Genomic DNA, 16,119 nt, shown 5'->3' on the forward strand with positions numbered 1-16,119 from the left:
CAATAGTGACTATCCGCCTATGCATTCCTGGTGCCGGAAACCGACTTCTTGCCAATACCGCCGGGCACGGCGCATCGATAGACTGTTTGTATCGACGCTTGAGCCATCGTGCTTGCAGCGTTTTTTAAGACCTGGCGCCGCTGTCGGCGGCGCAATGTGGAGGTAGCATGAGTCACTTTCTGGACCGCCTGAAATTTTTTAGCAAGCCCGCCGAGCCGTTTTCAAACGGCCACGGCACCGTGGTCGATGAAGACCGTACCTGGGAAAACGCCTACCGCCAGCGCTGGCAGCACGACAAGATCGTGCGCTCCACGCATGGCGTGAACTGTACCGGCTCGTGCAGCTGGAAGGTGTACGTCAAGAACGGCCTGATCACCTGGGAAACGCAGCAAACCGATTACCCGCGCACGCGGCCCGACCTGCCCAACCACGAACCGCGCGGCTGCCCGCGCGGCGCCAGCTATTCCTGGTACGTGTATTCGGCGCAGCGCGTGAAGTATCCGATGGTGCGCGGCCGCCTGATGGAAATGTGGCGCGAAGCGCGCAAGACCATGGACCCCGTCACGGCCTGGGACTGGATCAGCCAGGACCCCGTGCGCTCGCAGCAGTACAAATCCATCCGCGGCCTGGGCGGCTTCGTGCGCGCCACGTGGGAAGAATCGAATGAAATCATCGCCGCCGCGAATGCGCTGACGATCAAGAAATACGGCCCGGACCGCATCGTCGGCTTCTCGCCGATTCCCGCCATGTCCATGGTCAGCTATGCTTCCGGCACGCGCTATCTGTCCCTGATCGGCGGCGTGGCCCTGAGTTTCTACGACTGGTACTGCGACTTGCCGCCAGCCAGCCCGCAAGTGTGGGGCGAGCAGACGGACGTGCCGGAATCGGCCGACTGGTACAACTCGACCTACCTGATGGTGTGGGGCTCGAACGTGCCGATGACGCGCACGCCGGACGCCCACTTCTACACGGAAGTGCGCTACAAGGGCACGAAAACCGTCGCCATCTCGTCCGACTACGGCGAAATGGTGAAGTTCGGCGACATCTGGCTGGCGCCGAAGCAGGGCACGGACGCCGCGCTGGCGCTGGCCATGGGCCACGTCATCCTCAAGGAATTCCACTCGGAAGGGCAGAGCGCCTATTTCCGCGACTATGCACGCCAGTACACGGACTTCCCCATGCTGGTCCTGCTCAAGGAACATAACGGCACCCTGGTGCCCGACTACTTCCTGCGCGCTTCGCACCTGGACAACAACCTCGACGAAACCAATAACCCCGAATGGAAAACCCTCGTCATCGACGAGACGACGGGTGCGATTACCGCGCCGGCCGGCTCCATCGGCTTCCGCTGGGGCGAGTCGGGCAAGTGGAACCTGGAACAGAAGGCCGGCGGCAGCGGCGCGCCCATCGTGCCGATGCTCTCCATGATCAACGACAGCGACGCCGTCACGGAAGTGGGCTTTGCCTACTTCGGCGGCAAGGACGCGTCCGACATGTTGCTGCGCAAGGTGCCGGTGAAAACCATCCGCCTGGCCGATGGCACGACGGGTCTCGTCACCACCGTGTTCGACCTGACCCTGGCCAACTACGGCATCGACCGCGGCCTGGGCGGCGAAAACGTGGCGGAAAGCTATGACGACGACGTGCCGTACACTCCCGCATGGCAGGAAAAGCACACGGGCGTCAAACGCGCCGACGTCATCACCGTGGCGCGCCAGTTCGCGGAAAACGCGGACCAGACGCGCGGCAAGAGCATGGTCATCGTGGGCGCCGGCCTGAATCACTGGTACCACATGGACATGACCTACCGCGGCATCATCAACATGCTGATGATGTGCGGCTGTATCGGCCAGTCCGGCGGCGGCTGGGCCCATTACGTGGGCCAGGAAAAACTGCGTCCGCAAACGGGCTGGACGCCATTGGCCTTCGCCCAGGACTGGGTACGTCCGATGCGCCAGATGAACGGCACCTCGTTCTTCTATGCCCACACGAGCCAGTGGCGCCACGAAAAGCTGGAAACGGGCGATATCGCCTCGCCATCGGCGGCCGGCGGCACGGGCGACCTGACCCTGCTCGACTACAACGCCAAGGCTGAACGCATGGGCTGGCTGCCATCGGCGCCGCAGCTGCAAACGAATCCGCTGGAAGTGGCCAAGGCCGCTGCCGCCGCAGGCCAGAAGCCGGCCGCGTATGCGCTCGACCAGATCAAGGCGGGCCAGCTGCAGTTCTCGTGCGATGACCCGGACAATCCGGCCAACTTCCCGCGCAATATGTTCGTGTGGCGCTCGAATATCCTCGGCAGCTCGGGCAAGGGCCACGAGTACTTCCTGAAATACCTGCTCGGCACGCAAAACGGCTTGCTCAGCGACGAAGACGACTGCCTCACGCCGAAACAGGTGAAAGTGCGCCCGGCCGCCGAAGGCAAGCTCGATCTGCTCGTGGTGCTGGACTTCCGCATGTCGACCACGTGTTTGTATGGCGACGTGGTGCTGCCGACGGCCACCTGGTATGAAAAAGACGACCTGAATACGTCGGACATGCATCCGTTCATCCATCCGCTGTCGGAAGCCGTGCAGCCGCTGTGGCAATCGAAGTCGGACTGGGAAATCTACAAGGGCATCGCCGAGAAATTCTCGGAAATCGGCGGCGAACTGCTGGGCACCCAGCAAGACATCGTCCTCACGCCGCTGATGCACGACACGCCGGGCGAACTGGGCCAGCCTTTCGATCCCAAGGATTGGCGCGCCGGCGAATGCGAAGCGATTCCCGGCAAGACCATGCCGAACATGACGGTGGTCGAGCGCAATTACCGCGACGTCTACAAGAAGTTCACCTCGATCGGCCCGCTGCTGGAAACCATCGGCAACGGCGGCAAGGGCATTTCCTGGAAAACGGGGCATGAAGTCGACGTCCTGCGCGGCATCAACCGCACGGTGCTGGAGGAAGGCGTGTCGCAGGGCCAGCCGCGCCTCGATACGGCCATCGATGCGGCCGAGATGATTTTGTCGCTGGCGCCGGAAACGAATGGCCATGTGGCCGTGAAAGCCTGGGCCGCGCTGTCCTCCATCACGGGACGCGACCACACGCATCTCGCATTGCCGCGCGAGCATGACAGCATCCGCTTCCGCGATGTGCAGGCGCAGCCGCGCAAGATCATTTCCTCGCCCACCTGGTCGGGCCTGGAAAGCGAAGAAGTCAGCTACACGGCCGGCTATACCAACGTGCATGAACTGATCCCTTGGCGCACCCTGACTGGCCGCCAGCAGTTCTACCAGGATCACCTGTGGATGCGCGATTTCGGCGAGGGACTGTGCGTCTACAAGCCGGCCATCAACACGAAGACGACGGAAGCGCTGCTGGGCACCAAGCCGAACGGCAACAAGGAACTGGCGCTGAACTTTTTGACGCCGCACCAGAAGTGGGGCATCCACTCCACGTATTCGGACAACCTGCGCATGCTGACATTGTCGCGCGGCGGACCGCACGTGTGGCTGTCGGAGACGGACGCGCAAGCTGCCGGCATCGTCGACAACGACTGGATCGAAGTCTTCAACGTCAATGGCAGCCTGACGGCGCGCGCCATCGTCAGCCAGCGCATCCCGGCCGGCATGACGATGATGTACCACGCCCAGGAAAAGATCATCAACGTGCCTGGCGCGGAGATGACGGGCAAGCGGGGCGGCATCCATAACTCGGTGACGCGTGCCGTGCCCAAGCCGACGCACATGATCGGCGGCTACGCCCAGCTGGCGTACGGCTTCAATTACTACGGCACGGTGGGCTCCAACCGCGATGAATTCGTATTGGTGCGCAAGATGAACAAGGTCGACTGGCTCGAAGGCCCGTTGCAGGAACAAGGAGCATAGTATGAAAATCAGAGCGCAAATCGGCATGGTGCTGAACCTGGACAAGTGCATCGGCTGCCACACCTGTTCCGTCACCTGCAAGAACGTATGGACCAGCCGCGACGGCGTCGAGTACGCATGGTTCAACAACGTGGAAACCAAGCCCGGCATCGGCTATCCGAAGCAGTGGGAAAACCAGGACAAGTGGAACGGCGGCTGGCGCCGCACGGATGCGGGCAAGATCGAGCCGCGCCAGGGCAGCCGTCTGAAGATTCTGGCGAATATCTTCGCCAACCCGAACCTGCCCGCCATCGACGAGTACTACGAGCCGTTCACCTACGACTACGAGCATCTGCAAAGCGCGCCGCTGTCGCAGACGCCGCCGACGGCCCGTCCGATCTCCGTGCTGACGGGGAAAAAGATGGAAAAAATCGAGTGGGGTCCGAACTGGGAAGATGACCTGGGCGGCGAGTTTGCCCAGCGCAGCAAGGACAAACTGTTCGACAACATGCAGAAGGAGATGTACGGCACGTTCGAAAACACCTTCATGATGTATCTGCCGCGCCTGTGCGAGCATTGCCTCAACCCGACGTGCGTGGCGTCTTGCCCATCGGGCTCCGTGTACAAGCGCGAAGACGACGGCATCGTGCTGATCGACCAGGACAAGTGCCGCGGCTGGCGCATGTGCATCTCCGGCTGCCCGTACAAGAAGATTTACTACAATTGGTCGTCCGGCAAGGCGGAGAAGTGCACGTTCTGCTTCCCCCGCATCGAAGCTGGCCAGCCTACCGTGTGCTCGGAAACGTGCGTGGGACGTATCCGCTACCTGGGCGTGCTGCTGTACGACGCCGACAAGATCGAAGCCGCCGCCTCCGTGCCGCAAGAGCAGGACCTGTACCAGGCGCAGCTCGACCTGTTCCTAGATCCGCACGACCCGGCCATCATCGCCGAGGCGCGCCGTCAGGGCATCCCCGACCTTTGGCTGGAAGCGGCCGTCAAGTCGCCCGTCTACAAGATGGCCGTCGAGTGGAAAGTGGCGTTCCCGCTGCATCCCGAATACCGCACCTTGCCGATGGTGTGGTACGTGCCGCCGCTGTCGCCTATCCAGGCGGCTGCCGAATCGGGCAAGCTGGGCGTGAACGGCATGCTGCCGGACACCCAAAGCCTGCGCATTCCCGTGCAGTACCTGGCCAATCTGCTGACGGCCGGCGACCAGCCGCCCATCGTCACGGCGCTGGACCGCATGCTGGCCATGCGTGCCTACATGCGCAGCAAGACCGTCGAGAAGGTGGAAAACCTCACGGTCCTGAAACAGGTGGGCTTGAGCAAGGCGCAGGTGGAGGACATGTACCACATCATGGCCATCGCCAATTACGAAGACCGCTTCGTCATCCCCAGCAGTCACAAGGAAATGGCCGAGGACAGCTTCAACGAGAAGGGTTCATGCGGCTTCAGCTTCGGCAACGGCTGCTCGGACGGCACCAGCGAACCGACCTTGTTCGGCAAGAAAAAACACGGTTCGGCCATCTTCATGCAGATGCCGAAGTCGCGCAAAACGGCGCCTGGCGCTTAAGGAGCTGATATGGAATACGCTATGCATCACTACCAAGTCCTTTCGCGCCTGCTGCTGTATCCGGAGCCCGAGCTGATCGCGCATCTGCCGCAGCTGGACGCCGCGCTGGCGGCCGTGCCGGAGCAGCACGCGCTGCTGCGGCCCTTGCTGGCGCACCTGGAAAGCAGCAGCCTGATCGACCTGCAGCAGCAGTACGTGGCCACGTTCGACCGCAACCCGTCGCACTCGCTGCATCTGTTCGAGCATATCCACGGCGAATCGCGCGACCGGGGCCAGGCCATGGTCGACCTGATGGAGGAGTACAAGCGCCACGGCCTGCAAATGGTGGGCGACGACTTGCCCGACTTCGTGCCGCTGTTCCTGGAATTCCTCGCGCAGCTCGACGAGGAAGTCTCGGCGCCGCTGCTGGGCGACGCCGTCCACGTGCTGGCGCACATCGGCCGCAAGCTGACGGCCAACGGCAGTCCGTATGCGCCCGTCTTCACCGTGCTCGAACGCCTGAGCCCCGTGGCGGCGGAAATGCTGGCCGAACCGCCGGTGCGCGACATGGATGAAGCGCTGGAAACCTTCGGTCCCGGTGCGGACGGCGTCGAGCCGCTGCTGCGCCAAGGTCCGGGCCAGGTTCCGGGCGGCGTCCATCCCGTGCATTTTCACCCGCAGCCGCGGCGCGCCGCTTGAAGCGCGTCCGCATGAGGAGAGTACATCATGAGTAATTACTTGCATCAATTTGTGTATGGCATTTATCCATACATCGCGCTGGCCATCTTTTTCCTCGGTAGCCTGATCCGTTTCGACCGCGAGCAATACACGTGGAAGTCCGATTCCAGCCAGCTGCTGCACCGCGGCAGCCTGCGCCTGGGCAATATCCTGTTCCACATCGGCATCATCGGCCTGCTGTTCGGCCATGCGGCCGGCTTGCTCACCCCCGTCTGGGTGTGGGATACCCTGGGCGTGTCGCACAGCCTGAAGCAGGGAGTGGCCATGGCGGCCGGCGGCGTGATGGGCGCCCTGTGCCTGGCCGGCATCCTGATCCTGCTGGTGCGCCGCTTCAGTAACGACCGGCTGCGCGCCGTGACCACGGCCGGCGACAAGCTGGTGATGGTGTGGATCTTGCTGACCTTGCTGCTGGGCCTGTCCTCGATCTTCGTCTCGGCTTCGCACATGGATGGCCACATGATGGTCTTGCTGATGAACTGGGCGCAGCACATCGTGACCTTCCGCGGCGACGCCGCCAGCTTCATCGTCGATGCGCCGCTGGTGTTCAAGCTGCACCTGTTCATGGGCATGTCGCTGTTCGTCATCTTCCCGTTCACCCGTCTGGTGCACGTGTGGAGCGGCTTCGGCGCCATCGGGTACCTGGGCCGCGCTTACCAGCTGGTTCGCCGCCGTTAAGAAAGGAGTCACATCATGGGAATCTCCGTCAATGGCATCGATATCGACGATGCCGACATCGCGCAGGAACTACCGCATCACGACGGTGCCGGCAACCCTTTGAAGCAGGCCGTGCATGAACTGGTGCTGCGCCGGCTGTTGCTAGACGAAGCCGAACGCCTCGGCGTGCAGGGCGACAGTATTGACGACCGCATCGAAGCGCTGTTTGCGCAGGAAGTGCGCGTGCCGCCCGCCGACGATGCGGCTTGCCGCACCTTTTATGCGCAGCGCCCGCAGCTGTTTAGCAGCGGGGCGCTGGTCGAGGCGCGCCACATCCTGTTCCAGGTGACGCCCGAGGCGCCCCTGGAGCTGCTGCGCACGACGGCGCAAGCCGTGCTCGACGCCTTGAAACTGGCGCCCGAACGCTTCGGCGAACTGGCGGCGCAGTATTCGAACTGCCCGTCGGGCGCCCTGGGCGGCAACCTGGGCCAGCTGTCGCCGGGCCAGAGCGTGCCGGAGTTCGACGCGCTGCTGTTCCGCCTGGAAGCGGGCGCGCTGGCCGGCCATTTGCTGGAAACGCGCTTCGGCTACCACATCGTGCAAGTGCTGCGCAGGGTCGAGGGCCAGCCCATCGCCTACGAGGCCGTGCAGGCGCAGATCGCCGACCGCCTGTCGCGGGCCGCGTGGCAGCGCGCCGTGCACCAGTATCTGCACTTGCTGGTGGGGCGCGCCGAGATCGCCGGCATCGAGCTCGAAGGCACGGCCAGCCCGCTGGTTCAGTAGGTAGAAATGCGTAGGCCGAAAGGCGTAGGCCGCTAGGCCTTCTGGGGCACAGCCAGATCGTGCCCCAGCCTTTACAATCAAGTAAGAAACAGGAGTAGCGTCATGGGTAGCGTCAAGTTGCAGGACCGTTTTGGCCGTTCGATCGATTATGTGCGGCTGTCCGTCACCGACCGCTGCGACTTGCGCTGCAGTTACTGCATGCCCAAGGGCTTTCGCGGCTTCGAGGAGCCGAAGGACTGGCTGACGTTCGACGAGATCGAACGCCTGCTGGGCATCTTCGTTCGCCTCGGCACGCGCCGCGTGCGCCTGACGGGCGGCGAACCGCTGTTGCGGCGCAACCTGCCGGAACTGGCGCAGCGGCTGACGGCATTGCCTGGTTTGCAGGACTTGTCGCTGTCGACCAACGCCACCCAGTTGGGCAAGCACGCCGTGGCTTTGCGCGCGGCGGGCGTGGACCGCATCAACGTCAGCCTCGATTCGCTCGACCGCGCCTGCATGCAGCAGATCACGGGGCGCGACAGCCTGCAGCCGATTCTCGATGGGCTGATGGCGGGCAAGGCAGCCGGTTTCGACCCGATCAAGATCAATATGGTGGCCATGCGCGGCATCAATGACGGCCAGATCGAGGCCATGGCGGCGTTTTGCATCGAGCAGCAGTTCATCCTGCGCCTGATTGAAGCCATGCCGATGGGCAGCACGGGCCGCAATGCCAGTTATATGCCGCTCGGTCCTGTGCGCGAGCGCCTGGCGGCCCGTTTTGGCCTGGTGCCGCAGGCAACAGAGTTGGGCGGCGGGCCGGCGCGCTACATGGCGACAGCCGATGGACGCTCGAGCATCGGCTTCATTACGCCCATGTCGCAGCATTTTTGCGCCAGTTGCAACCGCGTGCGCCTGTCCGTCGATGGTACCCTGTATTTGTGCCTGGGCCAGGAAGAGAAATTCGCCCTCGGCCCCATGCTGCGCGGCGGGGCCACGGATGCGGAGATCGAAGCGGCGATCCGCGCCGCCATCGAACTGAAGCCGCAGCAGCATGATTTCAATACGCAGCCCGATAAAATTATCCGGTTCATGGCGCAGACGGGCGGCTGAGGCAGTTTTGTATTTACACTCAAGGGCGGTATGAAATTCAAGGCGATGTTTTCCTCCTGGCAGAAGCTGTCGACCAAGATCGTCGGCGCGCTGCTGCTCATGCTGGTGCTGGCCTTGAGTGCCATCGGCTGCACCCTGTTCCTGTCCTGGCAGCTCGAAGGCAGTTCGGCCGCCATCAACGAGACGGGCCGGCTGCGCATGCAGACCTACCGCCTGACCCTGCTGCTTGCCAGCGATGCGCGCGAACAGGCGCGCCAGCAAGTGCTGCTGATCGACGAGACCCTGGCCAAGATCGGCCACGGGGACCCGCAGCGCCCCCTGTTCCTGCCCCCCAGTACGGCCATCAAGTCCGAATTCGAACGCATCGGCACGGCCTGGCGCGGCGCATTGCGCCCGGCCGCGCTGGCCGCCGACTCCACCGCGCGCGCGCGCCAGTTCGAGCATGACGCCGATACCTTCGTGGGCCAGGTCGATCAACTGGTGCGCCTGATCGAGCATGATAGCGAACAGCGCACCTTCTGGCTGCGCGCCTCGCAGCTGATCCTCGTCGGCATGGCCGTCATCGGCACGGTCAGCATGATTTACCTGATGTTCATGCTGATCATCGAACCGGTCACGCGGCTGCGCCTGGGCATGCAGCGCATGAAGGAACGCGATTTCAGCGTGCGCCTGGCAGTGGAAAGCAATGACGAATTCGGCCAGCTGGCCAGTGGCTTCAACCAGATGGCCGACCGCCTGCAGGCGCTGTACGGCAACCTGGAAGAGGGCGTGCGCAGCAAGACGGCCACCCTCGAATACCGCAACCGCGAACTGGCGCTGCTGTACGAAAGCGCCGCCTTTTTGCAGCGCCCGCAGCCGCTGGAAGACATCTGCGGCGGCTTCATGCAGCGCATCGTCGATTATTTCGAGGCGGACGGCTCCACCGTGCGCGTGCTCGACGCCGAGCGGGGCAACCTGCATATGGTCGTGCATACGGGCCTGTCCGAGGAACTGGTGGCGTCCGAGCATTGCCTGAAGGTGGGCGACTGCCTGTGCGGCACGGCTGTCGAGATGAAGGTGGCGAAGGTGCACGACATGCGCCGCATCGACAAGGCGCACGAGCTGCGCTGCCACCGCGAGGGCTTTGCCACCGTCTCCGTCTTCCATATCCATGCGCACGAACAGCACCTGGGCTTCTTCAACCTGCATTTCCGCCATGCGCGCGTGTTTTCCGCGCGCGAGCTGGCCTTGCTGGAAACCCTGGGCCAGCTGCTGGGCATCGCGCTGGAAAACCTGCGCCTGGCCGCGCGCGAACGCGAAATGGCCATTTCCGAAGAGCGCAACCTGGTGGCGCAGGGCCTGCACGACAGCATCGCGCAAAGCCTCAATTTCCTCAACCTGCAGGTGCAGATGCTCGACGACTCCGTGCGCAACGCGCGTTTCGACGAGGTGGCGGGCATCGTGCCGGCTCTGCATGCAGGCGTGAAGGAAAGCTACGAGGACGTGCGCGAACTGCTGGCCAATTTCCGCAGCCGCCTGATGGAGGACGATCTGATCGGCTCCCTGCGCGCGGCCGTGGACAAATTCCGCCGCCAGACGGGCATCGACGCCGAACTGCTGGCCGATGTGGACGGCGCGCCGTTCCCCCGCGAGCAGCAATTGCAGTTATTATTCATCGTGCAGGAAGCGCTGTCGAATATCCGCAAGCACGCCCAGGCCAGCCACGTCGAAGTGCGCCTCGCCGATCACCAGGACTTTACCCTGACGATCAGCGATAATGGCGTGGGCTTCGACGCTGCCGCCGTGCTGGAAAAGGGCGACAGCCATGTCGGCATCCATATCATGCGCGAGCGCGCGCAGCGCATCGACGCCACGTTCGACGTGCATGCCTGCCAGGGCGGCGGCACCACGGTCGAATTGCATCTGTCGCGCGAGCAGCGCCGCGCCGCCTGAGTAACTACCTGAAAGTATAAAAAATGGAGACACCCGATAAACCGATCACCGTCATGCTGGTCGATGACCACGCGCTGTTCCGCAGCGGCATACGCTCGCTGCTGCAGCGGCATACGGACTTTTCCGTCGTGGGCGAGGCGGCCGATGGCGTGGAAGGCATCAAGCGTGCCATCCAGCTGCAGCCCGACGTGGTGCTGCTGGACCTGAACATGGCCGGCATGTCCGGCGTGGAAGCGCTGCAGCTGATGCAGCACGACTGCCCCGACACGGCCATCGTCATGCTGACCGTGTCGGAAGACGCGGAAGACCTGGCCACGGCCCTGCGGGCGGGCGCCTGCGGCTATCTGATCAAGAATATCGACGCCGACTACCTGGTGCGCGCCATCCGCCGCGCTGCCGCCGGCGAAGTCGTCATCGCCGAAGCGATGACGGGCAAGCTGGTGGCGCAGCTGCAGGCGGGCACGCGGCGCGAGGAACCCGTGTCGGAACTGGACAAGCTCACGCCGCGTGAAAAGGAAATCATCGATTGCCTGTCGCGCGGCGAGAGCAACAAGGGCATCGCGCGCACCCTCGACCTGGCTGAAAGCACGGTCAAGATCCACGTGCAGAACGTGCTGAAAAAACTCAACCTCACCAGCCGCGTGCAGGCGGCCGTGTACGCGGTCGAGCACCGGCAGGGCAAGTAGCCGCGTAGATGGGGTCTGGCCCGCCGGGCCGGCCCCATGGCCGCTGCCATCCATTCTTCTAGTCCTTTTTGCCGATGGCCGACATCGCGCTTTTAAAGTAGTATATTGGATATATCTTTAAAAGAGAGCCCATCATGGCCATTACCCCGATCAGCGAACCATCTTCTCCTCCCGCCGCCGCCAGCGCCGCGCCCTGGCATGCCGGCCACGCCGTCTGGCAACTGGGTTTTCGCCCGTTCTACCTGCTGGCGGCCGTGTTTGCGGCCATCGGCATTCCCCTGTGGCTGGCCAGCTATGCGGGCTGGCTGACGGGCGGCCTGCAGGTGGGGCTGGGCTGGCACATGCATGAAATGGTGTTCGGTTTCGCGCTGGCCGTCGTCGTGGGCTTTTTGTACACGGCGGGGCGCAACTGGACGGGCTTGCCGACGCCGCACGGCGCCCGGCTGATGGCGCTGGTGGGGCTGTGGCTGGCGGGGCGCGTGGCCATGCTGTGCGGCCCGGGCCTGCTGCCGGCGCTGGTCGACTGGCTGTTCCTGCCGCTGGCCGCCTGGCCTTTGTACCTGGTGCTGCGCCGCTCGGGCAATACGCGCAACCTGTTCCTCGTCGGCTTGCTGGCCCTGCTGGCGCTGGCCAATGGCCTGTTCCATGCGGCCGTGCTGGGCTGGCTGCCGCTGTCGCTGTTTGTGCCCGTGCAGGCGGCCATTTTCATCATCGTGCTGATCGAATCGGTGATCGGCGCGCGCGTGATCCCCATGTTTACGCGCAATGGCGCACCGGGCAGCACGCCCGTGGCCAGTCCGAAACGGGCGCTGGCGGCCGTGGCCTGCATGGCGGCGGCCGCGATCGCGTGGCTGGCCGGCGCGCCAGCCTGGCTGACGGCGCCGCTGGCCTTCTGCGCCGCTGGCGTGTCGCTGGCCAACCTGCTGGCCTGGCAGCCGCAGCGCACTTTGCGCGTGCCGCTGCTGTGGATTTTGCACCTGTCGTATGCGTGGATCGGCATCGGCTTTGCGCTGCTGGCGGCCGCCAGCCTGGGCCTGCTGCCGGCCAGCGCCGCCTTGCACGCGCTGACGGTGGGCTCGATGGCGGGCCTGATCATCGGCATGATGACGCGCACCACGCTGGGCCACACGGGTCGGCCGCTCAAGGGCGGGAAGGCGGAAGCGGTGATGTACTGGCTGATCCAGCTGGGCGCGCTGGCGCGCCTGCTGGCCGCCGTCGGTCCCGTTTCGCTGGCCATGCCGCTGCTGCTGGCGGCGGGCGCCTGCTGGTCGCTGGCCTTTGGCCTGTATGCATGCGTGTATGCGCCGTATCTGTGGCGCGCCAGGGTGGATGGCCGCGAAGGCTAGGCTGGCAAGTTTGTCATTGGCACGGTCGCCTGGCCGGGCGGCGTCTGTGCCGTGTATGCGGCGGCGGCCTCGATGGCCTGCGCCAGCGCCTGTTCCAGTGCATCGAGGGCGGCCGACGCATCGTCGCCCGCGTGCAGCAGCTGTTCGGCTTGCTGGGCCGCGTGCACGGTGGCGGGCAGGGCCAGGCTGCCGGCCACGCCGGCCAGCTTGTGCGCCAGCGCGGCGGCGTCGGCGCGTGCATCGGCCGCCAGCAGCGCGCGCATGGCGCCCACGGTGTTGCGGTAGGTGCTGCCGAAGTGCGACAGGTGCTGGCGGTAGGGTGCTTCGTCGAGCCACTGCTCCATGCCTTGCGTCAGGTCGATCACGGGCGCCGCGCCGCCTGTCCGCATGGGTATCGCCGCTTCGGCCACGACGGGCGGCAGGGCCGGCAGCCCTTGCGCATGGCGCCGGTGCGCGCGCGCGATCAGGGCGATGGTCTGCGGCACGTCGAAAGGTTTGCTGATGAAATGGTTCACCCCCGCTTCCAGCGCCGCCGCGCGCTGCGTCTGGAACGCCCCGGCCGTCAGCGCCACCACGGGCAGGTCCTGGAACTGCGGCAGCTGGCGCAGCGCGCGCGTCGCCTGCAAGCCGTCCATGACGGGCATCTGCACATCCATCAGCACGATGTCGACGTCGGCCGGGTGGGCCAGCAGCCAGTCCAGCGCCTGCTGGCCGTCGCAGGCGAACGAGGGCAGGGCGCCCTGGTCGCACAGGATATGGTTGACCACGTCCCGGTTGATGTCGCTGTCGTCGACCACCAGCACGCGCACGCCGGCCAGCACGCGCTCGCCCAGCGCTCCATGAGCAACGTCCAGGCCCACGTCCAGGCCGGCCGCTTCGGCGCGCCGCTGGCGCGCTTCCATCGTCGCGTTGTACAGGCTGGACGCCGTCACCGGTTTATTGAGGATGGCATCGGCCGGATTGGCCGGGTCCGTACGGCGGCGCGCGGGCGCTGTCGCCGGCGTGCCGCTGGCCGCCAGGATAACGATGGGGCAATCCTGCGGCGGCAGGTGCTCGCGCAGGGCGCGCGCCGTGGTTTCGCCGTCCATGTCGGGCATGCGCGCGGCCAGCACGATGACGCCGGGCCGCGCGTCATCGGCGCAGGCCAGCGCATGCTCGAGCGCCGCCTGGCCGCCGGAGACGGCATGCACGCTCCAGCCCAGGCCCTGCGCCACGGCGGCCACGGCGCCGCGCGCGTCGGCCTTGCCATCGGCCAGCAAGACGCGCAAGCCGTGCATGTCGGGCGAGGACGGGACGCTGGCGGCCATCAGCTGCAGCGGCACCGTGAAGCTGAAGGTGCTGCCCTGGCCCGTGACGCTGGTCAGGCGCATGGAGCCACCCATCAGGCGCACCAGCTGGCGGCAGATGGTCAGGCCCAGGCCCGTGCCGCCGAAGCGGCGCGTGGTGGACGTGTCGGCCTGGGCGAAGGCGGAAAAGATCGCTTCCTGCACTTCAGGCGCGATACCGATGCCCGTGTCGCGCACGCTGAAACACAGCACCGCGGCGTCGCCGTCGCGGCTTTCCAGTGCGCTTGTCAGCTCGACCGTGCCCTGCGTGGTGAACTTGATGGCATTGCTGGTCAGGTTGACCAGCACCTGTTCCAGCCGCAGCGCGTCGCCCATCACCTGGTCGACGCCGTCGGGCAGCGGCCCGATGCGCACCTCGATCGGCTTGTCATGCGCGGCAACGCCCATGCTGGCGGCGATCTTGTCGATCACGTCGGCCAGGCGGAACGGCGCCTGTTCGATGGTCATGTGGCCCGCCTCGATTTTCGACACGTCGAGCACGTCGTTGATGATGCCCAGCAGCGACTGGCCGGCGGCGCGGATCTTGCGCGCCATCTGCAGCGCTTCGCCATCGAGGCCGTCGCGTTCCAGCAGCCAGGCCATGCCGAGGATGGCGTTGAGCGGCGAGCGGATTTCATGGCTCATGTTGGCGAGGAATTCCGCCTTGCTGCGGTTGGCCGCTTCGGCCGCGTCGCGCGCCAGCAGCATGGCCTCTTCGGCCTGTTTTTGCGCGCAGATATCCTGGGCAAAGATCAGGGTGGCCGGTCCATCCTTGAGCAGCACGCGCGTGGTGGTCTTGAACATGGGCACGGGCAGGCCCTGCTTGCCCAGGCCGACGGCTTCGAACACCTGTTCGCTGGGCGAATCGGCCTCGATCAGCGCTTCGTTGGCGGCCAGCGCCGCCAGCGATGGCGGGGAAATCATGGCGGACCAGGGCAGGCCGTTCAGATTGTCTTCCATCGTGTAGCCGTGCAGCTTGCGGTAGCGGGGATTCGAATAGATGAAGCGGCCGTGGCGCAGGATGGCGATGGCCACGGGCGCATCTTCGATCAGGGTGCGAAAGCGCGTTTCGCTGTCGGACATGGCTTGCATGGCCTGGCGCTCGCTTTCCTGTTCCGCATGCCAGGCGGTCTGCTGCCGGCGCCGCCGCTGGCTCCAGAACAGCAGGCTGGCCGAGGCCAGCGCCAGCACGGCAAAGGAGAGGACGTAGCCGAGCGCCTGGCGCCGCAGCGGGGCGGCGATGGCCGCTTCTTCGCGGCTCAGGCCGATGATCAGGGCGCGGTCCATGTGCAGGGCCGTGGGGGCGATGGTCGCCATGGCCATGATGCGGGGGGCGGTGTGGGCGCCGGCGTCGGCAATTTCGACGCCGCTCAGGACGCCCGCCTGGTAGCCGCTGTCGCGAAAGCGCCGCAGGAAGCTGCCGGGGACGTCCATATTGCCGCCATTGGCAGTCCTGGCCGGGTAGTTGAGGAACTGCTGGCCGTCGCCATGCAGCACCACGGCCCACACGTCGGGGGCGTACATGGCGGTGCGGAACTTGGCCGTGAAGTATTCGGGGGCGAAGGTGGCCACCACCACGCCGGCAAAGCGGCCCTGTTTGTCCTGCACCATGCGCGACGCCGTGATGACCAGGTCGCCCTTGAAGGAATGGAAGGGCGCCGAGATGTACAGCATGCGCGCATCGGGGGCATCGCGCGCCGTCTGGAAGTAGCCGCGGCGCGAAAAATCCTGGTCCGCCAGTTCCGCGATGTTGGTGGCGACCGCCTTGCCTTGCGCATCGATGACCAGCATGGTGCGCACGCCCGGCATGGCGTCGACCAGCGCGGCCAGGCGCCGCGGCAGCGCCTGGCCGGCGTCCGGTGCGGGGCCGGCGGCAAGATAGTCGCGGATCACGCCGCCGAGCACCAGGTTGGTCGCCGCCAGGTCGACTTCGATGTTTTTTGCCAGCAGCGCCGTCAGCACGCTCAGGCGCTCGCGTTCGGCCTCGTCATGCCGCGTCGCTTCGGCCAGGTGCGCGTAGGCGAGGGCGGCAGCGACGATCAGCAGCCCGAGAAGCAGGAACAGCCACTCGATCCATCGTCTGCGCAACGCCGCCGCCTCTGTGTGATAGCTCATGTGGCGATGCTATACCCGATAGGGATGGAGAACAACTTTTGCGCACAACTGGCG

10 protein-coding genes are annotated in these 16,119 nt (G+C 65.3%); 9 read left to right on the plus strand and 1 reads right to left on the minus strand.

The annotated features are described in order from the left end of the window. Positions 1–167 precede the first annotated feature (167 nt). The 9 genes from OPV09_RS14210 (at position 168) to OPV09_RS14250 (ending at position 12,625) form a co-directional block, all read left to right on the plus strand. Entirely contained in the window at positions 168–3,866 is a 3,699-nt protein-coding gene (locus OPV09_RS14210; protein WP_338678543.1) for a nitrate reductase subunit alpha, read from the plus strand. Position 3,867: 1 nt separating this feature from the next. After that, positions 3,868–5,418: a nitrate reductase subunit beta gene (gene narH, locus OPV09_RS14215; RefSeq protein ID WP_034751243.1), complete on the plus strand. Its 1,551-nt coding sequence runs from the start codon at positions 3,868–3,870 to the stop codon at positions 5,416–5,418. Positions 5,419–5,439: 21 nt separating this feature from the next. Continuing rightward, positions 5,440–6,096 carry a nitrate reductase molybdenum cofactor assembly chaperone gene (narJ, locus tag OPV09_RS14220; RefSeq protein ID WP_338678544.1) on the plus strand — a complete coding sequence of 219 codons (657 nt, stop codon included), beginning with the start codon at positions 5,440–5,442 and terminating at the stop codon, positions 6,094–6,096. A 27-nt stretch (positions 6,097–6,123) separates the two neighbouring features. Next, positions 6,124–6,810: a respiratory nitrate reductase subunit gamma gene (narI, locus tag OPV09_RS14225; RefSeq protein ID WP_331776796.1), complete on the plus strand. Its 687-nt coding sequence runs from the start codon at positions 6,124–6,126 to the stop codon at positions 6,808–6,810. Positions 6,811–6,825: 15 nt separating this feature from the next. After that, positions 6,826–7,572, plus strand: a complete 747-nt coding sequence (locus OPV09_RS14230; protein ID WP_338678545.1) for a peptidylprolyl isomerase — start codon at positions 6,826–6,828, stop codon at positions 7,570–7,572. Positions 7,573–7,674: 102 nt separating this feature from the next. Continuing rightward, complete coding sequence (gene moaA / locus OPV09_RS14235; protein WP_034751232.1) at positions 7,675–8,661, plus strand: GTP 3',8-cyclase MoaA; 987 nt, start codon at positions 7,675–7,677, stop codon at positions 8,659–8,661. Between the two features lie 45 nt (positions 8,662–8,706). Beyond that, positions 8,707–10,593, plus strand: a complete 1,887-nt coding sequence (locus OPV09_RS14240) for a type IV pili methyl-accepting chemotaxis transducer N-terminal domain-containing protein (RefSeq protein ID WP_235194215.1) — start codon at positions 8,707–8,709, stop codon at positions 10,591–10,593. 23 nt (positions 10,594–10,616) lie between these two features. Continuing rightward, complete coding sequence (locus OPV09_RS14245; RefSeq protein WP_034781594.1) at positions 10,617–11,279, plus strand: response regulator; 663 nt, start codon at positions 10,617–10,619, stop codon at positions 11,277–11,279. Between the two features lie 134 nt (positions 11,280–11,413). Beyond that, positions 11,414–12,625, plus strand: coding sequence for an NnrS family protein (locus OPV09_RS14250; RefSeq protein ID WP_338678546.1), 1,212 nt, complete (start codon positions 11,414–11,416; stop codon positions 12,623–12,625). Here the strand turns inward: OPV09_RS14250 and OPV09_RS14255 are convergent. After that, the gene (locus OPV09_RS14255) at positions 12,622–16,065 is read right to left on the minus strand and encodes a response regulator (RefSeq protein WP_338678547.1); all 3,444 of its coding nucleotides are present in this window, start codon (positions 16,063–16,065) and stop codon (positions 12,622–12,624) included. The genes OPV09_RS14250 and OPV09_RS14255 overlap by 4 nt on opposite strands. Positions 16,066–16,119 lie beyond the last annotated feature (54 nt).

The organism is Janthinobacterium sp. TB1-E2, from assembly GCF_036885605.1.
GTDB classification, from domain to species: Bacteria; Pseudomonadota; Gammaproteobacteria; order Burkholderiales; family Burkholderiaceae_D; genus Janthinobacterium; species Janthinobacterium aestuarii.

Bases quoted from the DNA above. Each gene is read 5' to 3' on its own strand.
- OPV09_RS14250 (WP_338678546.1), top strand. From the start codon at position 11,414: ATGGCCATTACCCCGATCAGCGAACCATCTTCTCCTCCCGCCGCCGCC.
- OPV09_RS14245 (WP_034781594.1), top strand. From the start codon at position 10,617: ATGGAGACACCCGATAAACCGATCACCGTCATGCTGGTCGATGACCAC.
- OPV09_RS14255 (WP_338678547.1), bottom strand. From the start codon at position 16,065: ATGAGCTATCACACAGAGGCGGCGGCGTTGCGCAGACGATGGATCGAG.
- narH (WP_034751243.1), top strand. From the start codon at position 3,868: ATGAAAATCAGAGCGCAAATCGGCATGGTGCTGAACCTGGACAAGTGC.
- moaA (WP_034751232.1), top strand. From the start codon at position 7,675: ATGGGTAGCGTCAAGTTGCAGGACCGTTTTGGCCGTTCGATCGATTAT.
- OPV09_RS14210 (WP_338678543.1), top strand. From the start codon at position 168: ATGAGTCACTTTCTGGACCGCCTGAAATTTTTTAGCAAGCCCGCCGAG.
- narI (WP_331776796.1), top strand. From the start codon at position 6,124: ATGAGTAATTACTTGCATCAATTTGTGTATGGCATTTATCCATACATC.
- narJ (WP_338678544.1), top strand. From the start codon at position 5,440: ATGCATCACTACCAAGTCCTTTCGCGCCTGCTGCTGTATCCGGAGCCC.
- OPV09_RS14240 (WP_235194215.1), top strand. From the start codon at position 8,707: ATGTTTTCCTCCTGGCAGAAGCTGTCGACCAAGATCGTCGGCGCGCTG.
- OPV09_RS14230 (WP_338678545.1), top strand. From the start codon at position 6,826: ATGGGAATCTCCGTCAATGGCATCGATATCGACGATGCCGACATCGCG.